This is a genomic window from Moorena producens PAL-8-15-08-1 (assembly GCF_001767235.1).
Taxonomy (GTDB): domain Bacteria; phylum Cyanobacteriota; class Cyanobacteriia; order Cyanobacteriales; family Coleofasciculaceae; genus Moorena; species Moorena producens_A.
In genome coordinates this window covers 6,320,523-6,341,119 of record NZ_CP017599.1, presented here as the reverse complement: position 1 = coordinate 6,341,119, position 20,597 = coordinate 6,320,523, and the positions used below count along the sequence as shown (strand labels likewise).

Genomic DNA, 20,597 nt, shown 5'->3' with positions numbered 1-20,597 from the left:
ACTCCCGACTCCCTACTCCCTTCCCTAGCTCATGTCTTACAGTCAATTTACAATTCAAAAAGTAGTCAATGATTTTGACTTAACCTTAATCGAACAAGGGAATATTTTTGAAAGCGATAGCGATCGCGTAATTTCTCCTAGTCCTTATTTAGCAGAATTTATCACCCAAAATTACCAACTAGCGATCGCCTTGAATACCGAAAAAGCCCGATCAGAACTCTTGATATGTCCAGTGTTACTGGCAGTTAGAGAATTCCATAAAAACCAGGTTAGCTTGTTTTCTGGGGAAGAGTTTAATGTTGATCCAGAAGTGGGATTAAATGGCACCTGTGATTTTATTATTAGTCTGTCACCGGAACAGTTATTTGTTAAAGCCCCAGTAGCCATTATTATAGAAGCTAAAAAAGAAGACCTGAAAGGGGGATTGGGACAGTGTATCGCTGCGATGGTAGCAGCCGGTCGGTTTAATCAACAGCAGAATAATGGTAACGTCGCAACGGTTTACGGTGCAGTAACCACTGGGACTCTATGGCGATTTCTGAAATTGGAAGAAAAAACAGTAACTCTCGACCTCGCGGAATATTTACTCCCTCCCATCGAACCTATTCTAGGGAAATTAGTGCAGATGGTGGAATAGGATTAGGAATGATATCAATTCTGGTTGGATACCCGTAATTAATGGGGAGATGGGGAGATGGGGAGATGGGGAGATGGGGAGATGGGGAGATGGGGAGACTAAGTATAGCACTACCGATTAAGGTGTTTGACATTGACACAAGGTTAAAAGCTAGCGCTATATTTTTATTGTTTTGATGCAATTTCCAGACTCCCTCGGTGCGCTTTCCAATGGGCGAGTAAATCGCCCTTGGGTCGCACCGCTCCCGACCCAAATGTAAACAAATCTTGCTCAGCCCTTTGCGAGGGTTTACTATTGCTGGTATATTCCTGATGTCAACATTAAACTATCAGGAGATTGGGAGTTAAGAAAATAGAGAGTTAAGGATGAGTTCAAAAACACCTAAATTGATCAATAATCATGAAGATTTAGAAGTGTATCAAAAGGCTTTTAAGGCTGCCATGAGGATATTTGAACTCTCTAAACTTTTCCCAATTGAAGAAAGATACGCTTTAACTGATCAAATCCGACGCTCTTCTCGTTCAGTATGTGCTAACCTAGCAGAGGCTTGGCGCAGAAGAAGATATCAAGGCTCTTTTTGTGCTAGGCTCAACGATGCAGAAGCAGAGGCAGCAGAAACTCAAGTGTGGTTGAAATTTGCAGTTAAATGCAATTATCTAGATCTTGATATTGCCAGAGAACTCTCAAATCAATATAACGAGATTTTAGGCAGTATAGTCAAAATGGTGAATGACTCAGACAAGTGGTTACTAAAAAAACCTTAAAATTCTCCCCACCTCCCCATCTCCCCACCTCCCCATCTCCCCACCTCCCCATCTCCCCACCTCCCCAAGTGAAACATGGAACCACTCTTACAAATCCGTCCCCATTATCGCGTTGAAATTATTCAACCCAATCATGTTTATCTATTGGCAGAAAACGCCACCCACGCTTTAACGGGGGAATTTTACTGTCATTTGATGCCGCTGCTGGATGGTCAGTATACCTACGAGGAAATTTGTGAACGACTGACAGAGCACGCTGACCGAGACCAGGTGGCTTATGTGATTGAAAATTTGTATGACAAAGGGTACATCGCTGCAAAGGTGCCTGAATTGTCAGAAGCTGCTGCTGCTTTCTGGAGTTTGCTGGGAGTAGAACCCCAAACTGCTTATGATTGTTTGCGGCAAGTAGTAGTTTATGTCACTGCTGTCGGCAATGTTTCAACTCAACCCTTGACCGATAAACTCACAACCGTTGGTATTCAAACCCAACCCTGGACAGGTAAACCCCCAGTAACAGATTTACCGACCCTGTTAGTAGTGCTTACCGATGACTATCTACAACCGGAACTAGCTGAGATTAATCAAGTTGCCCTAGATACTAACCAACCCTGGCTGTTGGCGAAACCAATGGGAGGACTGTTGTGGTTTGGTCCGATCTTTGAACCAGGCATAACTGGCTGTTGGCAATGTTTGGCTCATCGTCTGCGGGGCAACCGGGAGGTAGAAGCGTCGGTGCTGAAGCAGAAACAAAAGACGGGAAGTGTTGGAGAAGTAGGGAACAGGGAACAGGGAACAGCGATGCAGCGCGGTCTTGGGGGTTTCCCCCATGAGCGACTGCATCAAGACGGGAACAGGGGCGCGCATAAACAAGCCCCCCTAACCCCCCAATCCTGGGGGGAACAAGCCCAGCAAGCAAGCCAACTTAAGGGAGAAAGTGTTGAGTTTGGTCAGGTGAACGGGTGTTTGCCTACTTCCAACGCTTTCCTCAGTTCTACCTTAGAGACTGGCCTGAATTTAGTTACCACGGAAGTAGCGAAATGGATTGTGCAACTGGGGGTAGAGGAAAGCGCTAACTTGGCCACGTTGGTGGGGAAAGTGATTACCTTCAATCAAACTAACCTTAGCACTGAAACCCATCAGCTCTCCCATCGTCCCCAATGTGCTGCTTGTGGGAATCCGCAACTTTTAAGCGATCGCGCTCATCAACCGGTTAGCTTAGTCAATCGTAAAAAGCAATACACTACCGATGGCGGCCATCGTGCCTTTACTCCCGATCAAACCCTAAAACGCTACCAACACCTGGTTAGTCCCATCACCGGAGTTGTCAGTGCCTTAATCCGTTCCTCTGACCCAGACAGTGCCCTGCTCCATACCTATCATGCTATTCATAGTTACGGTGCTGCCACCAATAATTTGAACCGTTTGCGTCGTCTGTTGGGTCATAAAAGTGCTGGCAAAGGGAAAACTGACCGTCAAGCCAAAGCCAGTGGGTTCTGTGAAGCGGTAGAACGCTATTCCAGTATCTATCATGGGGATGAACCCCGGATTGTTTCTACCTTAGGGGAGTTGGGAGATACTGCTATTGCTCCCGAACAGGTGATGCAGTTTAGTGAGTATCAGTACGCTCACCGAGAAACCTTGAACCAAGCCCGAGTCGATCACAATTGGGTGCCCCAACGGTTTGATAGCAGCCAAGCGATTGAATGGACACCAGTTTGGTCTTTAGTGACACAAACCCATAGCTATCTGCCCACTGCCTTCTGCTATTACAACTATCCCCCATCAAAGGATCATCACTTCTGTTCTGCTGACTCCAATGGCAATGCTGCTGGCAATACCTTGGAAGAAGCGATTTTGCAGGGGTTTATGGAATTGGTGGAACGGGATAGCGTGGCGATTTGGTGGTACAACTGCCTGCAATGTCCGGGAGTGGATTTAGCCAGCTTTGATGACCCCTATCTCGTAGAGTTACAACAACTATACCGCGATCGCAAACGTGACTTGTGGGTGCTGGATATTACCAGTGATTTAGGCATTCCCGCCTTTGCTGCCATCTCAGCCCGCACCGATCAGGAACAAGAAGGGATTATTGCCGGGTTTGGTGCCCATCTCGATCCGAGGATTGCTATTTTACGGGCAGTCACAGAAATGAACCAACTGGGATTTTATGTGGATGAGGTGGAACCCAGTGAAACCGGTGCTTGGGAAGAATGGAATAACCATAATCTAAACCGCAAAGACCATCCCTACATGGTTCCCAATACTGACATTCCCCTCAAGCTTTACAGTGACTATGGTCAACAGTGGAGTGATGATATTTATGAGGATGTCATGACCTGTGTCAACATTGCCCAGTCCGCAGGCATGGAAACCCTAGTTCTAGACCAAACCCGCCCGGATATTGGCTTAAATGTAGTCAAAGTGATAGTACCAGGGATGCGCCATTTTTGGGCAAGATTCGCCCCCGGTCGGTTGTATGATGTCCCCGTTAACTTAGGCTTGTTGGCGGAACCCTTAAGGGAAGATCAACTTAATCCGATCCCGATGATTTTGTAGTTCAGGGAACAGGGAACAGGGAACAGGGAACAGGGAACAGGGAACAGGGAACAGGGAACAGGAAACAGGGAACAGGGAACAGGGAAGAGTGGACAAGAATTCACTCCCCATCACCCCATCACCCCATCACCCTATCTCCCTATCTCCCTATCTCCCTATCTCCCCTGCTCAGCTAGTAGCCGGGAAACTGCCACCAATAAAGTGAATATCACTGAAGGTTTCGATCCACAGACGAGCGCCACAATCGAGGGGATGATCGGGATTATAGACAATCTTACAAGGACCGAGGATTTCGACTTCGTTGCCGTAGAGATTGGTGCCCTTTCGTTTTACTGAAATCACTGGCTTCCGCTCTTCCCGGCTTTTGTGCATATTCGAGCCAATGTGATTGCGGTTGACATTAATCTTAGCTAAAGCCGGGGGACGACTGGTGTGCCATTTGCCCTTCGGTCCACGGGTTCCTTTGGTAATTTGTGGCAAATGGTTGAACAGAGGAATAATCCAGAATTTCCCACTTTTATAAGCACCCCTGACCCTACCCTTCTCTAGGAGTTGGCGCAATCGCCGAGACGAAATTCCTAACAGAGATGCGGCTTCAGTAGTACCAACACACTTGTTCATCAGTGGACTCCTCTTTAACTATTCCGTTACTACTAGTTTAATGGAAAAAAAGAGAATTGACAAGGGGAATCGGGAATCGGGAATTGGGAATCGGGAATAAACGGAAGAGTTTGGGATATGGTCGTGGATGCGATCGCGTAGCGGCTCCAAGCATCGCTTAGCGGCTCGATGCGATCGCGTAGCGGCTCCAAAGGAGGATCGCACTAATTAATCCCAACTATCCCACTACACACACTACCTCCACTAAACCCACTACCCCTATTCCCTGCTCCGAAGTCCCTGCTCCCTACTCCCTATTCCCAATTTGTTACAAAAATTTAAAAACTATGTTATAATTAAAGATTATTTGTGCTAAAATAAAACTGTGGTCGTTAAACGTCCATGGGAAGAGCCAGCCAACGGATTTTGCGAGGCCGGTGTGGCTGGCTCTTGGTCCCCCAGTACAAGGAGATACATAGATTATGACTTACCATCAGCGCCTACACCCATGGGTGATTATTAGGCTGCTATCGGAGATGCAACGGGTGGTTGTTGCTCGTTTCCGCAAGCGTTCGGATGCCGAAGGCCACTTAAAGGCTTTGAAACGGTTGATGCCCGATGCTGAATTTATCATTATTTTTGATCACGGCGAGCCTATAGAAGAAGAATTTTAAGCATTCAGCTGCGTAGGGTGTGTTAGGGACGGGCTCACCCTAATTTTGCGCCTCAACGCCCGGGTTCGAACAGCCCGTCCCGTAACGCACCAGTGCCAGTCCAGTAGTGCCAGTCCGTCCAGTAGGGTGTGTTAGGGACGGGTTCACCCTAATTTTGCGCCTCAACGCCCGGGTTCGAACAGCCCGTCCCGTAACGCACCACCCAAACAGCAAATATGAAATGCACCCGTTTAATCTGAGTTACGTCAGCTATCAGCCATTGGCTATTGGCTAGTGAAAAAAAAATCCGAATTCAATTTAGAGGAAATTGAATCTAAAAAAAATCCGAATTCAATTACGGTGGCCAAAGTTTTATTCTCTACAATACTGATTTGAACTCAACTTTTTTTGCCCACCGTACAAGCTCTGACCGGGTGTATCTAAATGCATGCTGTTTCACCCGGTGGTGCGTTACGGGACGGACTGTCCCACTACTTACCGATAAAATCAAGGGGAGCCCGTCCCTGAAGCACCACTAGCAACTAATTGTATATAGCAATCCCTCTAGGAATTGTGATAATTTTGTTCCCGATTCCCGATTCCCGATTCCCGATTCCCGATTCCCTGTTCCCTGTTCCCTATTCCCTATTCCCTTCTAAAATGGCAATAAACAACTACAGTGAAATCATCCAAACCGTTATTCGTGAGCAAGCCGAGCTACACCAGTCGGGTTATCTTCCTATAGAGACAATTCTAGATATCGAACGCCATCACTACCTGTTGCTACAAGTGGGTTGGATCAAAGACCATTGGGTTTATGGGTCTATCCTTCACCTGGATATTATTGATTGCAAAATATACATCCAACAGAATAATACAGAACAAGTAATCGCTCAACGTTTAGTAGAATTGGGAGTGCCTAAAACAGATATTGTGATTGGCTTCCATTCTCCTTTTAAACGACAATTTACTGATTATGCAGTTGGCTAGGTACATTATCCGTAGTCACCTGGCACCACAGATAATTCAAGTACGGTGGGCAAAATTATATTATCTAGAATAGTCAAAAGAACCCAACTTTTTTTGCCCACCCTACAAGCTCATCAACCTTGGTGAAGAGAAGGCAAAAGGCAAAAGGCAAAAGGCAAAAGGCAAAAGTTTCCCTAGAATTCAAGTAAGGTGGGCAAAATTATATTATCTAGAATAGTCAAAAGAACCCAACTTTTTTTGCCCACCCTACAAGTTCTAACTGATAGTAAATCCCATGACTATTTCTACCCCTCCCTTAACCATACCCCCCCTAGAAAACGGTGACACACTCACCCGTTTTGAATTTGAGCAGCGGTACGCCGCCATGCCCGAGATCAAAAAAGCTGAATTAATAGAAAGATGTGTTTATATGACTCCTGCTGTTCATGCTAAAGCTCACGGTAAACCCCACGCTCACATTATGGGATGGCTCGTTTCCTACGAAGCGGTCACTACTGGTGTAGAAGTTTTGGATAATCCTACCGTGCGTCTAGATGCTGACAACGAAGTGCAACCGGATGCTCTGCTTCGCATCGAGGAAAATGGACAATCTACGATCAGCAACGACGACTATGTGGAGGGCGCACCGGAACTGATTGTTGAAATTGCCGCTAGTAGCGCGTCGTATGATCTACACCAAAAGTTAAATGTCTATCGCCGTAATCAGGTGCAGGAGTATATAGTCTGGCGAGTGTATGACCAAGAATTGGATTGGTTCTGTCTACAAGAGGGGAAATATATTGCTTTGCAACCTGATCAAGCAGGAATTATCACCTCAACAATTTTCCCTGGTTTGTGGCTAGCCAAATCCGCCTTATTATCCGGAGATCTAGGGACTGTATTAGCAGTTTTACAACAGGGAGTAGGGAGTAGGGAGTAGGGAACAGCGGATCTCGGAACAGGGAATAGGGAGTAGGGAGTAGGGGAGATAGGGTGATTTTAAGCGATCGCATAAATACTCGTAGGGTGGGCATTGCTAAACATGATCTTTATTGAACGGCGAGCAATTAAATCGGCAATGCCCACCAACACCTTGCTCGTAGTAGATCGCAAAAATACTCGTAGGGTGGGCATTGCTAAACATGATCTTTATTGAACGGCGAGCAATTAAATCGGCAATGCCCACCAACACCCAATCATAATCGGGAATCAGTCGGAGTAGATCCCATAAATACTCGTAGGGTGGGCATTGCTGAACATGATCTTTATTCAACGGCGAGCAATTAAATCGGCAATGCCCACCAACACCCAATCATAATCGGGAATCGAGTTCCCTACTCCCTCTAGTCAAGTAGGGTGGGCAAAGTTCTATTATCTAGAATAGTCATTTGAACCCAACTTTTTTTTGCCCACCCTACAAGATACTTGACCGTTTTACCTTGGTAGAATGGGCATCTTGCCCGTGGCTACTCCGCCGGAATGTGGAACAGGCATCTTGCCTGTTGCTCCTGTTACAATTCTCCCCATCTCCCCATCTCCCCATCTCCCCATCTCCCCATCACCCCAACTCCCAATAGATGCTATTCTAACCACTAGAAATAACTAAAAATAAAGAGGAGCAAAACAAAATGGGCAAAAAGAAATTACTCCCTGGCCAAAAATCTCCCATCCTACGTTCCACAACGGCTAAGCCCATCCCCGGCTTGACCGAAACCGAGCTGACCACTGGATGGGACGGGCAAGCCCAGGGGCTGCAACCCGCCCAACAGTGTCAAACACTGCATAGTTATGCCTGCCCTCCTTTTGCCGGAGACGATGGGGAGTAAGACTGAGTCGATCTAAAGAAGCCGCAAATTGTATCAAAAGTCTTTTTTATAGGAGCTGCTATTAGTTTTGTGGCACAGGCATCTTGCCTGTTGCTGCTATTAGTTTTGTTTGTAGTAGAACAGGCATCTTGCCCGTTGCTCCCGTTACAATTCTACCCGATTCCCGACTCCCGATTCCCGACTCCCGACTCCCAATTCTTAATTCGCGCATTCTTAATTCTTAATTCATTAGGAGCAAAACAAAATGGAAAAAAAGAAACTCTTGCCTAGCCAAAAATCTCCCATCCTACGTTCCACCACCGCAAAGCCCATCCCCGGCTTGTCCGAAGCTCCGCTGACTACAGGATGGGCAGGGGAAGCCCATCGCTCCCTGGTAGAGTTATCCGGCTTTCGCTTCGCGGCCAGAAGAGGAAGAGAGTTAGGCTTTCGCGAAAGGGGACGACACTGAGTAAGAATTAGTGGATCAAAGAAGCGGCAAGTTGTATCAAAAGTATTTTTTCTAGTAGCTGCTATTAGTTTTGTGGAACAGGCATCTTGCCCATTGCTTCTCTTACAATTCTCCCCATCTCCCCATCTCCCCATCTCCCCATCTCCCCATCTCCCCATCTCCCCATCTCCCCATCTCCCCATCTCCCCAATCTCCCCACTCCCAGTAAACAATTGTAAACCCCCCTTGACTCCCCGCCCTTACCCAATGGTATTCTAAACCCTGTAACAAACAAAATCTAACAGGAGCAAAAGATAATGGGAAAGAAGAAGTTACTGCCTGGCCAAAAATCTCCCATCGTACGTTCCACCACAGCTAAGCCCATCCCCGGCTTGGAAGAAACAGCCCTGACGGAGGGCTATTATGGCAGTAATGGGTTGGGGGTCAGCCCTTCGTCGTGTGCGTGTGAGGTGGGTTATTGTATTCCTTTCGCAGGGGACGATGCTGAGTAAGACTCACTCTATCACAGTTAATGCAAATTATCTCAAAAGTCTTTTTCATAGCGTGCTGGGCGGTCGATTGGCTGCGATAAATTTGCGGGAAACCCTTGCTACTTCGGGGTCTTCGGTTACCTGGCACGGCATTTTGTTTGCTCGATGCTTGCCGTGGTGAGACTTTTTTGACAAATGTTGTGATTCCGTAAGAGAAACCCCAGCTATTGGGGTTTTTCGTTTTAAAGAGGGGAATGGGAAATTAAGAATTTAGAATTTAGAATTTAGAATTAAGAATTAAGAATCGGGATACTTGTAGGGTGGGCATTGCTTCCGAAAGATCAGGCATTGAACGGCGATAAATTAAATAGGCAATGCCCACCAACAACCAATGTCTGAGTATTTGATGGTAACAATCGGGATACTTGTAGGGTGGGCATTGCTTCCGAAAGATCAGGCATTGAACGGCGATAAATTAAATAGGCAATGCCCACCAATACCCAATTAGAATTGGGGTACTTGTAGGGTGGGCATTGCTTCCGAAATATCAGGCATTGAACGGCGATAAATTAAATAGGCAATGCCCACCAATACCCAATTAGAATCGGGAATTTAAAATTGGGAATCGGGAGGAGTAGATAGTAGACCGATGCGCCAAAGTAGTTTTCTGATAGTGTTCCTCTCAATTGTTGTCCACTGTTCCGGTAAGCCGCTATTTCCAACAATTGCCACGATCGCGTTTGATAGTAATACTTTTCTAGAATAGCCATCTTGGTAGAACAGGCATCTTGCCCATTGCTCCTGTTACAATTCTCCCCATCTCCCCATCTCCCCATCTCCCCATCTCCCCACTCCCAGTAAACAATTGTAAACCCCCCTTGACTCCCCGCCCTTACCCAATGGTATTCTAAACCCTGTAACAAACAAAATCAAACAGGAGCAAAAGATAATGGGAAAGAAAAAGTTACTCCCAGGCCAAAAATCTCCCATCGTACGTTCCACCACCGCTAAGCCCATCCCCGGCTTGGAAGAAACAGCCCTGACGGAGGGCATGTTCGGCACCACCAGCCACGGTGTTACCCCTTCGTACTCTGGACCACCGGACTATCCAATGATCCAATGCTATCCTTTTGCGGGGGATGGGGACGAGTAATACTCAATCTATCACAGTTAATGCAAATTATCTCAAAAGTCTTTTTTTTCATTGCTGGGCGGTCGATTGGCCGCGATAAATTTACGGGAAACCCTAGCTACTTCCGGGTCTTCCGATACCTGGCACGGCAGGGTGTTCGCTCGATGCTTGCCCGCTTTGAGACTTTTTTGACAAAGAATCAGATAGAGAAACCCCAGCTATTGGGGTTTTTGGTTTGAAGAGGGGAATCGGAAATTAAGAATTAAGAATTAAGAATTAAGAATTAAGAATTAAGAATTGAGAATTGGGATAGTTGTAGGGTGGGAATTGCTGGGAGCATGTCAGTTTTGTTAATTCCTGGTTTAGATCCCCCTAAATCCCCCTTAATAAGGGGGACTTTTGAATTGAATCTAATTCTTAATCACAGGGATTTTTTAATCTAATTCCCCCCTTTTTTAAGGGGGGTTAGGCGGGCTTTATGTACCTAATTACAAAGGTGACATGCTCCCGGAATTGCTTCCGAAAGATCAGGCATTGAACGGCGATAAATTAAATAGGCAATGCCCACCAATACCCAATTAGAATTGGGAATTTAAAATTGGCAATCGGGAGGAGTAGATAGTAGACCGATGCGCCAAAGAAGTTTTCTGATAGTGTTTGCCTCAATTCTTCTTGTTCACTGTTGCGGTGAGCCGCTATTTCCAACAATTTCCACGAAGTCTAGTTAATGTGTGACTAGTTAAGCAAGAGTAGACTTCGTTTGTTGATAGTAATAGTTTGGTGGAATAGCTATCTTGCTGGAACAGACATCTTGCCCGTCGCTCCCGTTAAAATTCTCCCCATCTCCCCATCTCCCCATCTCCCCATCTCCCCACTCCCAGTAAACAATTGTAAACCCCCCTTGACTCCCCGCCCTTACCCAATGGTATTCTAAACCCTGTAACAAACAAAATCTAACAGGAGCATTCACAAAATGGGAAAGAAAAAATTACTCCCAGGCCAAAAATCTCCCATCGTACGTTCCACCACCGCTAAGCCCATCCCCGGCTTGGAAGAAACAGCCCTGACGGAGGGCATGGGGTCAATGGGGTCAATCACACCATCAGCGTGTCCGGTGATCTTTTGTGTGCCTTTTGCGGGGGACGGGGAGGAGTAAGACTCAGTGTATCACAGTTTTCTGAAATTATCTCAAAAGTCTTTTTTTTCATTGCTGGGCGGTCGATTGGCCGCGATAAATTTGCGGGAAACCCTAGCTACTTCGGGGTCTTCCGTTACCTGGCACGCCACGGTGTTTGCTCGATGCTTGCCCGCTTTGAGACTTTTTTGACAAAGAATCAGATAGAGAAATCCCAGCTAGGAGCCTACTACCCCAGTGGGACTTAGTTGGGGTTTTCTTTTTCGGTTTGTAGCGATAGCAAAATCCCTTATATTTTCTGGCGCATTCCTCTAAGCTATTGCCCAACTGCAAGAAAGCCGGATGCCATTGAGTTAACCCATCATCAGTGAGCTGTTCATAGCTGCCGTAGTTGCTGAAGTCATAGAAAAAGCTTTGCCGCATTTTTGCCGCTTTGGGGTTGCCGTGAATATAACGTAAAGTATTTAATGCTCTCTGGCGGTCTGTGGGGGGAAACCCATCAGCATAGTACCGTTTTTCCCAAAAATGCCCTGTACGATCCCCCCTAGCCCCCCTTACTAAGGGGGGAAGCCGAAGGCGGGGGGATCACATGGCAGTGTACCAGTTTAGGAAGTGCATAATTTTGGATAAATCAGCACCACAGACCGGTTCAATCAGATAATGCACATGATTGGACATGATGCACAACCCATAGAGTTTAAAGTCATATTTCAGCAACGCCTTTTTAATCGCATATAGAAAGACCTCTCGGCATACTCGTTTAGATAATTTAAACTCACGATTGTTGCAACGGGTGGTAATGTGATAACAATAGCCATCTTTGAAATTGCGAGGGAGTCTTGCCATAAATCTCAGTAGAATGGGCATCTTGCCCGTTGCTGTAGAATGGGCATCTTGCCCGTTTAATGGGAAACATCTTGCCTGTTAGATAGGAAACATCTGGCCTGTTTGATGATGGTAAAGTTTTGTGGAACAGGCATCTTGCCTGTTACTATTTGCCTGTTAGATAGGAAACATCTGGCCCGTTTGATGATGGTAAAGTTTTGTGGAACAGGCATCTTGCCTGTTACTATTGATTCTCGGTCGCGGGCAGGATGCCCACTCTACCGCTATTGATCCTCTCGCGGGCAGGATGCCCACTCTACCGCTATCAACACCAAAATTCTCCCCATCCCCCCATCTCCCCACCTCCCCATCTCCCCACTCCCCATCTATAACGAAAAAACCAATGCCCGACCTCTCCACCATCCCCGGCTTCACCGAACTCCAATCCCGCACCACCGGTGATTCTCGCCTTCTGATCGCAGTATTAGATGGTTCAGTAGACTTAGACCGAGCCTGTTTCCAGGGGGCAAAGCTGAGTCGAATAACCCCCTTTTGGTCAGAAGAACTTGAAATTGACCCCGATCTGATCAAAATCTTCCGAGACATTGATCAGTTAGATGACTTTGACGACGACACCAAACAAGATAAGCTCAAAGCCGCTATTCCTGACGACCGGATTCGTCATCGGATTTTCTGCAATTTCCATGCCACCCATATTTCCAGTACTATTTTTGGACAACCAGGCTCTCCCGTTGAAGGCATTGCCCCCGGTTGCCGAGGCATTAATATTCCCATTGCTCGGGATGGGGAGAACTTCATCAACCCCCTGAACCTAGTTCATGCCTTTAATCAAGCTTTGGAACTGGGAGCGAATATTATTCACTGCGCCGCCTGTCACCCAACCCAATCTGGTGTCGCCCATGAACTTTTAGAAAAAGCAGTGCGTCAAGCCCAGGAGAATAACGTTCTGGTGGTTGCTCCTGGTGGTAATGATAAAGGGGAATGTTGGTGTATTCCGGCAGTTTTGCCAGGAGTACTCACCGTTGGAGCCTACAAAGATAATGACCAACCGGCCAAGTTCAGTAACTTCGGTGGCCAGTATAATCAACAAGGGGTGCTGGCTCCGGGAGAAAATATTCTGGGGGCACAACCGGGAACCGATGAAGCAGTGCGGAAAAAAGGAACCAGTTGTGCGGCTCCAGTAATTACGGGAATTTCTGCCTTGTTAATGAGTTTGCAATTACAACAAGGGGCAGCTCCCGATGCGGAAGCGATTCGTGCAGCTATTACCAATAGTGCCATTCCCTGCGACCCAGAAGAAGTAGAAGAACCGGAACGCTGTTTGCTGGGCAAGGTTAATATTGCTGGTGCCTTTGAGTTAATTACCGGACAAGAATTAGCAGCCAAAGGTGAAGAGTCAGAGATTACCAGTCAAGGCTCAGAGGATAAAAGTACGATTGTTTTTATATCGTCTAAGGAAGGGAACAGGGAACAGGGAATAGGGAACAGGGAACAGGGAATAGGGAATGGGGAACAGGGAATAGGGAATAAAGGGAACAGGGAACAGGGAATAGGGAATAGGGTCGAAGAATTAACGGTAACAGTATCAGAAAGTGAAGGGAATAGGGAACAGGAAATAGGGAATACAGGAACAGAAAATCAATTAACCTTATATTCTGATGGGGTTAGCGCTAATACTATCACTGCTAATAATAGCACTGCTGATAATATCACTGCTAATACTACAGCAGCGAATAATATTGTGCCGAGTGCTAGCTCAAACCTGGTCTATGTGATGGGAACGGTGGGGTATGATTTCGGCACGGAAGCAAGGCGGGATTCCTTTAAGCAGTTAATGCCACCGGTAGAGGTCAACGGGGTAATGGTTCCCCCCAACCCCTACGATGCCAGGCAAATGGGAGATTATCTGGGTGAGAATCTCTATGAAGCCAAGTCTTTAATTTGGACCTTGAACCTAGAACTGACGCCCATTTATGCCCTGGAACCGGTGGGGGCATTTGCGGATGATACGTACGCCACCTTGCAAGATATGCTGGCTAGTGAGGCATTGCCAGAACACGATGAGGAGTATATAGAACGGGTGAGTATGGCGGGACGCTTGAGCCGGAAAACCGTCAAACTCTTCTCTGGACAAGAGCTGCCGGTGTTGAAGCTTTATAGTCCCCGGGGCATGTACGGCTGGACAATCAACACCTTAGTGGATAATGCCATCGAAGCGGTTCGTCAGGAACAGGAAAATGCTGATGAAGCCGCAATCCGGAAGTCTTTGACCGCATTTCTACATCGGGTCTATTATGACCTACGGAACTTAGGACAAGCTGACCGCGATCGCGCTATCAACTATGCCGCAATTAATGCCTTTCAAGCCGCCGAAAGTATTTCCGAAGCGGTAGCTATAGGCATGGAACTCCATAGTATTGAAGTAGAGAAGAGTCCCTTCTGTCGTTACGATAGCAACTGTTGGGATGTAAAACTGAAGTTCTTTGACCCAGATAATGGTCGCAGAGCCAAGAAAATCTATCGCTTCACCATTGATGTGATTGATCTAGTTCCCGTTACCTTAGGTCACGTGCGTTCTTGGTCGGTACCGAAGTAGGGAGTAGGGAGTAGGGAGTAGGGAGTAGGGGAGATGGGGAGATGGGGAAGTGCGTAGGGTGCGTTAAGGGCGGACTTGCGCTTATTGTTACGGAGCGCCAGGGTTGGGATAGTCCGCCCCGTAACGCACCACCGGCTCAAACAGCTTTAATGAGATCTAGCCAGTGCGTAGGGTGCGTTAGGGGCGGACTTGCCATTATTTTTCGCTCAAGCGCCAGAGTTGGGATAGCCCGCCCCGTAACGCACCACCGGCTCAAACAGCTTTAATGAGATCTAGCCAGTCCCGTAACGCACCACCGGCTCAAACAGCTTTAATGAGATTTAGCCAGTGTCGGGAGATGGGAAGTGTGGTGTTATCGTGGCTAACCCCAATTCCCAATTCCCGATTCCCGATTCCCGATTCCCGATTCCCGATTCCCCATAAAAAAAAGCAAAAAAAAACGGGGAAGAAAAAGTTAGTAAAAACCTTCCCCTCAAGGAAAAGCTAAAGACTAGAAGATGAAAAAACTAGAATATCCAAAAAAATATGATCACCTATAAAGATACCGTAAAGTGATTGAAAAGGTCAATAGTTTTTTTGTTAACTTTTATGTTGCGGCTTGTACTTTTATCTAGGAATATGAAGAAACTTATAGCAAATTGCATTCAAAGATAGGGAGATGGGGAGATGGGGAGATAGGGAGATGGGGAGATAGGGAGATGGGGAGATAGGGAGATGGGGAGATAGGGAGATAGGGAGATGGGGAGATAGGGAGATTTGGGAAAGAGAAAGTTTTACCTTTGACGGCAACTTAGTATCGAGTTATCCATAGCTTGACTACACAACTGGAATAAACGCTTTACAATAACGGAAATACTAGGTCATTTGGCCATTGGCCTTTGAGAATTTCGGTTTTGAGTTCCGGTACAGTAGTATGCCTGCAAGTATTGCCCTGATTGCCCACGACAACAAGAAAAATGATATAGTGGCATTTGTCAAGGGCCACCAAATCGTTTTCTCTCGCTACACCTTAATTGCTACAGGGAACACAGGGAAACAAATTCAAAACTCCACTGGCTTACCGGTTGATTGCTTACTCCCTGGTCCTATTGGTGGAGATGCCCAGTTGTTTGCAGCGGTGGCGGAGGGAAAGGTCTGTGCTGTGTTTTTCTTCATCGATGCACTCTATGCTAAATCCCATGAACCTGATATTCAGCCTCTGTTACGGATTTGTGATGTCCATGATGTAGCGATCGCCACCAACTTAGCTACTGCAGAACTGGTCATCAGTGCCCTAGCCCGGACCCAAGTGGCTCACCTTATTTTTAATCCAGTGGCCGGTCAAGGAGACTCCGATCATGAATTGACCATTATTGAAAACATGCTGGGTGGCCATTTCAATCTCCAGATCCATCAAACTACTCCAGAAATTACGGCGGAAGAATTGACCCAAGGGGCGATCGCAGCCCACGCCGATCTGATCATTGCCTCTGGCGGTGACGGCACCGTATCCGCCGTTGCCAGTCAGCTAATTGATACCAATATTCCCCTCGGCATTATTCCCAGAGGAACCGCTAATGCCTTTTCTCAGGCGTTGGGCATTGGTGGCAGAGTAATGCCCATTCGCGCCGCCTGCCGCATCATTTCCGAAGGCTATACCAAAGTCATTGATGCGGCTCGCTGTAACGACACCCCCATGATTTTATTAACCGGAATTGGTTTTGAAGCAGAAATGGTGGATAAAGCCAGCCGAGAATTCAAGGATCAGTGGGGGGTACTGGCCTATCTGGTAGCGGGATGGCAACAACTGGATGAACAAGAGCTATTTGATGCGGCTGTGGAAATTGAAGACCAGATCTATCGAGTTGAGGTGGGGGCTATTACTGTGGCTAACGCGGCTCCCCCTACCTCAGTGTTAGCCCAAGGAATGGGTGAAGTGATTTACGACGACGGGTTACTGGATGTCACCATGGCCAAAGTAGACACAAAACTTCAGGCGGTCACATCAATGGTCAATGCCTTCGGTGCCGCCTTGGTTCGCCTGAACCCCAACCAAGACAATATTCATCATGTCCGAACCGACAGTATCAAAATAGCCACAGATCCGCCTCAGAAAGTGGTTGTGGATGGAGAAGTGATTGGAACAACTCCTATCAAAGTTGAATGTATTCCCAACGGATTGACTGTATTTGTCCCCAACCCCAATTAATCTGCCTCAAGCCCAACCAATCTCAGGGGCTCAATCCCTTCTTTTTCGAGAGTGTATTAAGACCTATAAATACTGGTGAAGGGGTTCGAGATTCGAGATCGAGTAAACTAGAGACATTATTATACTCAAAAAACTCTATGACCGCAGACCCCTTAGAATTAGAAGGAACCTGGGAAGAGATTATTGACCAAGGGGAAAAACTAGCAGGAAAACGAGTTCGGGTTATTGTTCTGTCTGATCAACCACACACTGAGTCTGCCGACAAGCCCACCTCTTTTCCTCCTAGGTCTACTGCCCAGTCTCTATTGAAATACGCAGGAACCTGGGAGGGTGATGACTTAGAAGAATGTCTTCGTCTGGTTTATGAAAACCGCTCTGAAGTGGCGTTTGAATAATGTATCTGCTTGATACTAACCATTGTAGTTTACTGATTGCAGGCAATCCAGCCGTACTTCAACGGATGTGGGACAAAGGTAATGTACCAGTTTGTACCTGCACTATTGTTCGGGGGGAACTGATGTTGATGGTTCAAAATTCCGAACAAAAGGCTACAAATATAGCACGAGTACAAGCCTTTCTTCAAGGTATTTATATCTATCCAGTAGATAATGAAACAGCTGATATCTATGGTCAATTTAAAGCCGAGATATTGCAGTATTTTGGACCGAAAGACCGGAAGAAGCGACGAAAAACCAAAATTCAAGAATTAGGGATTAGTGATAACGATTTATGGATTGCTGCAATCGCATTGCGCCATGGATTGACCATCGTTTCAGCCGATAGCGATTTTCAGCGGATGCAGCAGGTCAGAGCATTACTTGTGGAATCCTGGTTATAATCTGAATTTGCGTTCGCGTAGCGTGACCTTTGGTCAATCGCGCGACCTAAGTGTTTGATTGATATCGTTGATCATACTGATCAGGTACATGAAATTTTTTCTTATCCCTACTCCCTACTCCCTACTCCCTACTCCCTACTCCCGACTCCCTACTCCCTAAAACTCCAGAATCATAGATTAAGCTAGTAGCAAAGTTAGCTAAAAAACTAGAATCTATGTTTAAAAAGCTATTAGCTCAGGTTGGCATTGGAGCAGCAAAGGTAGATACACGTTTGTACTTTGATTCCCTAGCGCCTGGGGAAATGGTAGAAGGGGAAGTTTATATTACTGGGGGAGATGTTTCCCAGAAAATTGATGATATTTATATTTATGTGGTTACGGAATACTTGCGGGAAGAAGAAGATACCGCAATCACAGAGGAATGCATATTAATGCAATATCGCCTCTCGGAACGCTTCAACTTAGAGGCAAAAGAGGAAATAGTAATTCCATTTTCGTTTCCCCTGCCAGAGGAAACACCACTGACATTAACCAGCCAACCAGTATATTTACGTACTGGCTTAGATATTCCCATTGCCGTTGACCCAAAAGACATCGATTACATTGAGGTACATCCACACCCCTTAATGCAAGCGGTATTTGATGCATTAGAAAACCTAGGGTTTCAACTTCATGAAATCGATTGTCAGTACAATACTCACTTCGGGGGTAGATATCCATTCGTCCAAGAGTTCGAGTTTAGACCCATGGGTAAGTATCAGGGTCACTTGGATGAATTGGAAATCATTTTTTCTCTCTACTCAGAAGACTTAGAAGTTTTCCTAGAAATAGACAAACGAGCCCGTGGATTTGGTGGTTTCCTAGAAGAAGCTTTCGATCTAGATGAACGTTATGTCCAATTTCAGGTAACGCTGGATGACCTCAATCTTCCTATGGGTGAATTAGAAGGAATGATTGAGGAGATTATTGAGAGTCAAATTAACTAGAGATTCAGTAGGGAATAGGTTTAGTAGGGAACAGGGAACAGGGAACAGGGAACAGGGAAAAAATCCTGTGTACCTTATAGTGATGAAAAACGCTGTAAGTATAAGAAACGCTCGATTTAGTAGGCTAGGTTAAAACTTGTACATAGAGAGATAAAGGGTAACAAGGCACAGAAGAGTAAGTTGAGAGATTTTGAAATGTCAACAATACATGATTTTAAAGACTTAAAAATTTGGCAAAAAGGTATGGAAATAGCAGAAAAGTGTTATTTTTTGACTAAACTATTTCCTAAAGACGAGTTATATGGTATGGTGCAACAAATAAGAAGAGCTGCAGCATCTATTCCAGCTAATATAGCAGAGGGGTACGGAAGACGATCAACACCTGAATATATCAGATTTTTGAACATTGCCCAAGGGTCAATTAACGAATTACAAACACATATTCTTTTATCTCAAAGAGTAGGATTATCTAATCAAAAAGATCTAGACTTGATTAGAGGTTGTCTGAGAAGTATCATTTGCTACATTCAAGCCCCCTAAATCCCCCAATTTTGGGGGACTTTTAGCAATAAATGGATTCTTGTTCCCCCCAGAATTGGGGGGCTAGGGGGGCAAAGTTCAGTATCAAAAAACTTGGGAGATATCCTCTTAGTTCTTTGCTTCGAGAAGAGAGTCGAATGATTATTGCTCTTATTAAAAAGCTGCAAACCTGATTTCTGTTCTCTATTTCCTATTCCCTATCCCCTGTTCCCTGTTCCCCGTTCCCTGTTCCCTATTCCAAGCTGAATTAATCTCTCAAAATCTGATCAATCATCCGGTTAGCTTGGGATTCATAACCACTACCAAACAGATTAAAGTGATTGAGGATGTGGTAAAGGTTATAGAGGTTTTTCCGCCGTTTGTAACCTTGCTCTAAAGGCCACACCTCGTTATAGCCTCGATAAAATGCTGCTGGGAAACCACCAAATAATTCGGTCATGGCAATATCAACTTCGCGATCGCCTACATAAGTAGCTGGGTCAAAAATTACTGGTTCTCCCGCCATGGTAATAGCCCCATTACCACCCCATAAATCACCGTGTACTAACGATGGTTGAGGCTGATGATCCAGTAATTTAGGAACTTCTGCCAGTAATTGGTCTTGTTTGGGGAAATGACCACTGCGACGCCGTGCTAGCTGAAACTGATAACCCAGGCGATACTCTACAAAAAACTCTACCCAATCCGACATCCATTGATTTACTTGTGGTGTCGAACCAATCGTATTATTTTGATTCCAACCAAACTTACCCATCTCGCTTGGAGGTTGAGGAGTAGCAGCCTGATGCATGGCTGCTAACTGATGTCCCATTTTTACCCAAGACTCGGTACTATTACCGCCACCAAAGTCTAGCCACTCCAAGACAATATAAGAACAATCGACGGCAGTACCATAGCAAATTGGTTTGGGGATTCGGATGGTTTGGGTTGCCACCATCTGCTTGAGACCGAGGGCTTCGGCCTCAAACATATAGACTTGAGAAGCAGCATTGAGTTTAACAAAATACTTATTAGTCTTACCGACCAGAGCATAACCCTGATTAATACAGCCACCACCAACAGATTGGCGCTGGTTAATCTCAAAGGTTTCACCGGTGACTTGGCTGATCTCGTCAGCAATTTCTTTCCACATAGAGGGAGTAGGGAGTAGGGAGTAGGGAGTAGGGAGTAGGGAGTAGGAGGAATAAAATTGACTATACCTTATAAGTAGGATAGTAGGATAAATGCTATAGATAATTTTGAATTCAGGAACAATTGAGCAAAAAAGCAATGTGTTGACCGTTGACGGTTGATTGTAAAAGCAACTCATACCGAGTTGCATTCAAAGAAAGTACATTGCTTGGATAGGGAGATAGGGAGATAGGGAGATAGGGAGATAGGGAGATAGGGAGATAGGCGCAAGAGAAAGTTGTA

At 45.9% G+C, this 20,597-nt stretch carries 36 protein-coding genes; 20 read left to right on the top strand and 16 right to left on the bottom strand.

Annotated features, from left to right (window positions below; translation table 11 throughout):
- Positions 1–31: 31 nt before the first annotated feature.
- The 4 genes from BJP34_RS23210 (at position 32) to BJP34_RS23200 (ending at position 3,957) form a co-directional block, all read left to right on the top strand.
- A complete protein-coding gene (locus tag BJP34_RS23210; protein ID WP_070394379.1) occupies positions 32–637 on the top strand; it encodes a hypothetical protein in 606 nt (201 codons plus the stop codon).
- Positions 638–678: 41 nt separating this feature from the next.
- A complete protein-coding gene (locus BJP34_RS49290) occupies positions 679–813 on the top strand; it encodes a hypothetical protein (RefSeq protein WP_267876346.1) in 135 nt (44 codons plus the stop codon).
- A 189-nt stretch (positions 814–1,002) separates the two neighbouring features.
- Positions 1,003–1,401 (top strand): four helix bundle protein, encoded by a 399-nt coding sequence (locus tag BJP34_RS23205; protein ID WP_070394378.1) that lies wholly within the window; start codon positions 1,003–1,005, stop codon positions 1,399–1,401.
- 75 nt (positions 1,402–1,476) lie between these two features.
- A complete protein-coding gene (locus BJP34_RS23200) occupies positions 1,477–3,957 on the top strand; it encodes a TOMM precursor leader peptide-binding protein (protein WP_070394377.1) in 2,481 nt (826 codons plus the stop codon).
- On the opposite strand, the gene BJP34_RS44155 is transcribed toward BJP34_RS23200, so the two are convergent.
- Genes BJP34_RS44155 through BJP34_RS40690 form a run of 3 tightly spaced genes read right to left on the bottom strand, consistent with a single transcriptional unit; the run spans position 3,916 to position 4,782 of the window.
- Entirely contained in the window at positions 3,916–4,068 is a 153-nt protein-coding gene (locus BJP34_RS44155; RefSeq protein WP_158517406.1) for a hypothetical protein, read from the bottom strand. The genes BJP34_RS23200 and BJP34_RS44155 overlap by 42 nt on opposite strands.
- A 57-nt stretch (positions 4,069–4,125) precedes the next feature.
- A complete protein-coding gene (locus BJP34_RS23195; RefSeq protein WP_070394376.1) occupies positions 4,126–4,578 on the bottom strand; it encodes a helix-turn-helix domain-containing protein in 453 nt (150 codons plus the stop codon).
- An 18-nt stretch (positions 4,579–4,596) separates the two neighbouring features.
- Positions 4,597–4,782, bottom strand: a complete 186-nt coding sequence (locus tag BJP34_RS40690; RefSeq protein WP_149031131.1) for a hypothetical protein — start codon at positions 4,780–4,782, stop codon at positions 4,597–4,599.
- Positions 4,783–5,039: 257 nt separating this feature from the next.
- Here BJP34_RS40690 and BJP34_RS23190 point away from each other — a divergent pair, with 257 nt between their 5' ends.
- The 3 genes from BJP34_RS23190 to BJP34_RS23180 all read left to right on the top strand — a co-directional run bounded on the left by BJP34_RS23190 (position 5,040) and on the right by BJP34_RS23180 (position 7,119).
- Positions 5,040–5,231 (top strand): hypothetical protein, encoded by a 192-nt coding sequence (locus BJP34_RS23190; protein ID WP_070394375.1) that lies wholly within the window; start codon positions 5,040–5,042, stop codon positions 5,229–5,231.
- A 552-nt stretch (positions 5,232–5,783) separates the two neighbouring features.
- Positions 5,784–6,200 carry a XisI protein gene (locus BJP34_RS23185; RefSeq protein WP_229423986.1) on the top strand — a complete coding sequence of 139 codons (417 nt, stop codon included), beginning with the start codon at positions 5,784–5,786 and terminating at the stop codon, positions 6,198–6,200.
- A 274-nt stretch (positions 6,201–6,474) separates the two neighbouring features.
- Complete coding sequence (locus tag BJP34_RS23180) at positions 6,475–7,119, top strand: Uma2 family endonuclease (RefSeq protein WP_070394374.1); 645 nt, start codon at positions 6,475–6,477, stop codon at positions 7,117–7,119.
- 96 nt (positions 7,120–7,215) lie between these two features.
- Here BJP34_RS23180 and BJP34_RS40685 read toward each other — a convergent pair whose 3' ends face one another.
- Both BJP34_RS40685 and BJP34_RS49285 read right to left on the bottom strand, forming a co-directional pair.
- Entirely contained in the window at positions 7,216–7,452 is a 237-nt protein-coding gene (locus BJP34_RS40685; RefSeq protein ID WP_149031130.1) for a hypothetical protein, read from the bottom strand.
- Positions 7,453–7,593: 141 nt separating this feature from the next.
- The gene (locus BJP34_RS49285; RefSeq protein ID WP_267876345.1) at positions 7,594–7,722 is read right to left on the bottom strand and encodes a hypothetical protein; all 129 of its coding nucleotides are present in this window, start codon (positions 7,720–7,722) and stop codon (positions 7,594–7,596) included.
- Between the two features lie 85 nt (positions 7,723–7,807).
- On the opposite strand from BJP34_RS49285, the gene BJP34_RS23175 reads away from it, so the two are divergent.
- Together BJP34_RS23175 and BJP34_RS40680 are read left to right on the top strand one after the other, a co-directional pair.
- Entirely contained in the window at positions 7,808–8,005 is a 198-nt protein-coding gene (locus BJP34_RS23175; RefSeq protein ID WP_070394373.1) for a cyanobactin class RiPP, read from the top strand.
- Between the two features lie 69 nt (positions 8,006–8,074).
- Positions 8,075–8,275, top strand: a complete 201-nt coding sequence (locus BJP34_RS40680; protein ID WP_149031129.1) for a hypothetical protein — start codon at positions 8,075–8,077, stop codon at positions 8,273–8,275.
- Here BJP34_RS40680 and BJP34_RS40675 read toward each other — a convergent pair.
- Positions 8,234–8,635 (bottom strand): hypothetical protein, encoded by a 402-nt coding sequence (locus BJP34_RS40675; RefSeq protein WP_149031128.1) that lies wholly within the window; start codon positions 8,633–8,635, stop codon positions 8,234–8,236. The genes BJP34_RS40680 and BJP34_RS40675 overlap by 42 nt on opposite strands.
- Complete coding sequence (locus BJP34_RS44150) at positions 8,556–8,723, bottom strand: hypothetical protein (RefSeq protein WP_158517405.1); 168 nt, start codon at positions 8,721–8,723, stop codon at positions 8,556–8,558. Before BJP34_RS44150 ends, BJP34_RS40675 begins: the two co-directional genes overlap by 80 nt.
- A 26-nt stretch (positions 8,724–8,749) precedes the next feature.
- Between BJP34_RS44150 and BJP34_RS50525 the strand changes: the two genes are divergently transcribed.
- Complete coding sequence (locus tag BJP34_RS50525) at positions 8,750–8,944, top strand: cyanobactin class RiPP (protein ID WP_070394371.1); 195 nt, start codon at positions 8,750–8,752, stop codon at positions 8,942–8,944.
- A 320-nt stretch (positions 8,945–9,264) separates the two neighbouring features.
- On the opposite strand, the gene BJP34_RS44145 is transcribed toward BJP34_RS50525, so the two are convergent.
- The 3 genes from BJP34_RS44145 to BJP34_RS44140 form a co-directional block, all read right to left on the bottom strand.
- Positions 9,265–9,417, bottom strand: a complete 153-nt coding sequence (locus tag BJP34_RS44145; RefSeq protein WP_158517404.1) for a hypothetical protein — start codon at positions 9,415–9,417, stop codon at positions 9,265–9,267.
- Between the two features lie 75 nt (positions 9,418–9,492).
- Positions 9,493–9,759: a hypothetical protein gene (locus BJP34_RS23160; RefSeq protein ID WP_149031127.1), complete on the bottom strand. Its 267-nt coding sequence runs from the start codon at positions 9,757–9,759 to the stop codon at positions 9,493–9,495.
- Complete coding sequence (locus BJP34_RS44140) at positions 9,728–9,985, bottom strand: hypothetical protein (RefSeq protein ID WP_229423985.1); 258 nt, start codon at positions 9,983–9,985, stop codon at positions 9,728–9,730. The genes BJP34_RS23160 and BJP34_RS44140 overlap by 32 nt, the downstream gene beginning before the upstream one ends.
- On the opposite strand from BJP34_RS44140, the gene BJP34_RS50520 reads away from it, so the two are divergent.
- On the top strand, positions 9,912–10,076 hold the full coding sequence (locus tag BJP34_RS50520; RefSeq protein WP_418904170.1) for a hypothetical protein: 165 nt from the start codon (positions 9,912–9,914) through the stop codon (positions 10,074–10,076). The two genes, BJP34_RS44140 and BJP34_RS50520, sit on opposite strands and share 74 nt — an antisense overlap.
- A 528-nt stretch (positions 10,077–10,604) precedes the next feature.
- Here BJP34_RS50520 and BJP34_RS44135 read toward each other — a convergent pair.
- Positions 10,605–10,760, bottom strand: coding sequence for a hypothetical protein (locus BJP34_RS44135; protein WP_158517402.1), 156 nt, complete (start codon positions 10,758–10,760; stop codon positions 10,605–10,607).
- 268 nt (positions 10,761–11,028) lie between these two features.
- Between BJP34_RS44135 and BJP34_RS50515 the strand changes: the two genes are divergently transcribed.
- A complete protein-coding gene (locus BJP34_RS50515; protein ID WP_070394366.1) occupies positions 11,029–11,211 on the top strand; it encodes a cyanobactin class RiPP in 183 nt (60 codons plus the stop codon).
- Between the two features lie 93 nt (positions 11,212–11,304).
- Here the strand turns inward: BJP34_RS50515 and BJP34_RS47745 are convergent, their stop codons facing one another.
- The 3 genes from BJP34_RS47745 to BJP34_RS45730 form a co-directional block, all read right to left on the bottom strand.
- A complete protein-coding gene (locus BJP34_RS47745; protein ID WP_229423984.1) occupies positions 11,305–11,613 on the bottom strand; it encodes a hypothetical protein in 309 nt (102 codons plus the stop codon).
- Between the two features lie 162 nt (positions 11,614–11,775).
- Positions 11,776–12,057, bottom strand: a complete 282-nt coding sequence (locus tag BJP34_RS47740; protein ID WP_229423983.1) for a transposase — start codon at positions 12,055–12,057, stop codon at positions 11,776–11,778.
- 135 nt (positions 12,058–12,192) lie between these two features.
- The gene (locus tag BJP34_RS45730; protein ID WP_168166483.1) at positions 12,193–12,378 is read right to left on the bottom strand and encodes a hypothetical protein; all 186 of its coding nucleotides are present in this window, start codon (positions 12,376–12,378) and stop codon (positions 12,193–12,195) included.
- 40 nt (positions 12,379–12,418) lie between these two features.
- Here BJP34_RS45730 and BJP34_RS23130 point away from each other — a divergent pair, with 40 nt between their 5' ends.
- On the top strand, positions 12,419–14,632 hold the full coding sequence (locus BJP34_RS23130; protein ID WP_070394365.1) for a S8 family peptidase: 2,214 nt from the start codon (positions 12,419–12,421) through the stop codon (positions 14,630–14,632).
- Here BJP34_RS23130 and BJP34_RS44130 read toward each other — a convergent pair.
- Positions 14,602–14,772, bottom strand: coding sequence for a hypothetical protein (locus tag BJP34_RS44130; RefSeq protein ID WP_158517401.1), 171 nt, complete (start codon positions 14,770–14,772; stop codon positions 14,602–14,604). The two genes, BJP34_RS23130 and BJP34_RS44130, sit on opposite strands and share 31 nt — an antisense overlap.
- Before the next feature lie 125 nt (positions 14,773–14,897).
- On the opposite strand from BJP34_RS44130, the gene BJP34_RS44125 reads away from it, so the two are divergent.
- The 7 genes from BJP34_RS44125 to BJP34_RS46095 all read left to right on the top strand — a co-directional run bounded on the left by BJP34_RS44125 (position 14,898) and on the right by BJP34_RS46095 (position 19,184).
- Positions 14,898–15,119 (top strand): hypothetical protein, encoded by a 222-nt coding sequence (locus BJP34_RS44125; protein ID WP_158517400.1) that lies wholly within the window; start codon positions 14,898–14,900, stop codon positions 15,117–15,119.
- A 426-nt stretch (positions 15,120–15,545) separates the two neighbouring features.
- On the top strand, positions 15,546–16,820 hold the full coding sequence (mgsA, locus tag BJP34_RS23125) for a methylglyoxal synthase (RefSeq protein ID WP_070394364.1): 1,275 nt from the start codon (positions 15,546–15,548) through the stop codon (positions 16,818–16,820).
- A 137-nt stretch (positions 16,821–16,957) separates the two neighbouring features.
- Positions 16,958–17,215 carry a hypothetical protein gene (locus BJP34_RS23120; protein ID WP_070394363.1) on the top strand — a complete coding sequence of 86 codons (258 nt, stop codon included), beginning with the start codon at positions 16,958–16,960 and terminating at the stop codon, positions 17,213–17,215.
- Positions 17,215–17,658: a type II toxin-antitoxin system VapC family toxin gene (locus BJP34_RS23115; RefSeq protein WP_070394362.1), complete on the top strand. Its 444-nt coding sequence runs from the start codon at positions 17,215–17,217 to the stop codon at positions 17,656–17,658. Before BJP34_RS23120 ends, BJP34_RS23115 begins: the two co-directional genes overlap by 1 nt.
- A gap of 54 nt (positions 17,659–17,712) precedes the next feature.
- A complete protein-coding gene (locus BJP34_RS49280; RefSeq protein WP_267876344.1) occupies positions 17,713–17,844 on the top strand; it encodes a hypothetical protein in 132 nt (43 codons plus the stop codon).
- A 29-nt stretch (positions 17,845–17,873) separates the two neighbouring features.
- Positions 17,874–18,644: a sporulation protein gene (locus tag BJP34_RS23110; RefSeq protein ID WP_070394361.1), complete on the top strand. Its 771-nt coding sequence runs from the start codon at positions 17,874–17,876 to the stop codon at positions 18,642–18,644.
- A 195-nt stretch (positions 18,645–18,839) separates the two neighbouring features.
- Positions 18,840–19,184, top strand: coding sequence for a four helix bundle protein (locus tag BJP34_RS46095; RefSeq protein WP_193431277.1), 345 nt, complete (start codon positions 18,840–18,842; stop codon positions 19,182–19,184).
- A 247-nt stretch (positions 19,185–19,431) separates the two neighbouring features.
- Here BJP34_RS46095 and BJP34_RS23105 read toward each other — a convergent pair whose 3' ends face one another.
- Positions 19,432–20,316, bottom strand: coding sequence for a fructosamine kinase family protein (locus tag BJP34_RS23105; RefSeq protein WP_070396841.1), 885 nt, complete (start codon positions 20,314–20,316; stop codon positions 19,432–19,434).
- Positions 20,317–20,597 lie beyond the last annotated feature (281 nt).

Coding starts and splice junctions, on each gene's coding strand:
- BJP34_RS44125 (WP_158517400.1), top strand. CDS start 14,898: ATGAGATCTAGCCAGTCCCGTAACGCACCACCGGCTCAAACAGCTTTA.
- BJP34_RS49290 (WP_267876346.1), top strand. CDS start 679: ATGGGGAGATGGGGAGATGGGGAGATGGGGAGATGGGGAGATGGGGAG.
- BJP34_RS23115 (WP_070394362.1), top strand. CDS start 17,215: ATGTATCTGCTTGATACTAACCATTGTAGTTTACTGATTGCAGGCAAT.
- BJP34_RS23105 (WP_070396841.1), bottom strand. CDS start 20,316: ATGTGGAAAGAAATTGCTGACGAGATCAGCCAAGTCACCGGTGAAACC.
- BJP34_RS23195 (WP_070394376.1), bottom strand. CDS start 4,578: ATGAACAAGTGTGTTGGTACTACTGAAGCCGCATCTCTGTTAGGAATT.
- BJP34_RS23200 (WP_070394377.1), top strand. CDS start 1,477: ATGGAACCACTCTTACAAATCCGTCCCCATTATCGCGTTGAAATTATT.
- BJP34_RS23180 (WP_070394374.1), top strand. CDS start 6,475: ATGACTATTTCTACCCCTCCCTTAACCATACCCCCCCTAGAAAACGGT.
- BJP34_RS46095 (WP_193431277.1), top strand. CDS start 18,840: ATGTCAACAATACATGATTTTAAAGACTTAAAAATTTGGCAAAAAGGT.
- BJP34_RS23160 (WP_149031127.1), bottom strand. CDS start 9,759: ATGGGGAGATGGGGAGATGGGGAGAATTGTAACAGGAGCAATGGGCAA.
- BJP34_RS23175 (WP_070394373.1), top strand. CDS start 7,808: ATGGGCAAAAAGAAATTACTCCCTGGCCAAAAATCTCCCATCCTACGT.
- BJP34_RS40675 (WP_149031128.1), bottom strand. CDS start 8,635: ATGGGGAGATGGGGAGATGGGGAGATGGGGAGATGGGGAGATGGGGAG.
- BJP34_RS47745 (WP_229423984.1), bottom strand. CDS start 11,613: ATGCGGCAAAGCTTTTTCTATGACTTCAGCAACTACGGCAGCTATGAA.
- BJP34_RS47740 (WP_229423983.1), bottom strand. CDS start 12,057: ATGCCCATTCTACTGAGATTTATGGCAAGACTCCCTCGCAATTTCAAA.
- BJP34_RS23130 (WP_070394365.1), top strand. CDS start 12,419: ATGCCCGACCTCTCCACCATCCCCGGCTTCACCGAACTCCAATCCCGC.
- BJP34_RS23205 (WP_070394378.1), top strand. CDS start 1,003: ATGAGTTCAAAAACACCTAAATTGATCAATAATCATGAAGATTTAGAA.
- BJP34_RS44155 (WP_158517406.1), bottom strand. CDS start 4,068: ATGGGGAGTGAATTCTTGTCCACTCTTCCCTGTTCCCTGTTCCCTGTT.
- BJP34_RS23210 (WP_070394379.1), top strand. CDS start 32: ATGTCTTACAGTCAATTTACAATTCAAAAAGTAGTCAATGATTTTGAC.
- BJP34_RS50515 (WP_070394366.1), top strand. CDS start 11,029: ATGGGAAAGAAAAAATTACTCCCAGGCCAAAAATCTCCCATCGTACGT.
- mgsA (WP_070394364.1), top strand. CDS start 15,546: ATGCCTGCAAGTATTGCCCTGATTGCCCACGACAACAAGAAAAATGAT.
- BJP34_RS23190 (WP_070394375.1), top strand. CDS start 5,040: ATGACTTACCATCAGCGCCTACACCCATGGGTGATTATTAGGCTGCTA.
- BJP34_RS23120 (WP_070394363.1), top strand. CDS start 16,958: ATGACCGCAGACCCCTTAGAATTAGAAGGAACCTGGGAAGAGATTATT.
- BJP34_RS23110 (WP_070394361.1), top strand. CDS start 17,874: ATGTTTAAAAAGCTATTAGCTCAGGTTGGCATTGGAGCAGCAAAGGTA.
- BJP34_RS50525 (WP_070394371.1), top strand. CDS start 8,750: ATGGGAAAGAAGAAGTTACTGCCTGGCCAAAAATCTCCCATCGTACGT.
- BJP34_RS49285 (WP_267876345.1), bottom strand. CDS start 7,722: ATGGGGAGATGGGGAGATGGGGAGAATTGTAACAGGAGCAACAGGCAA.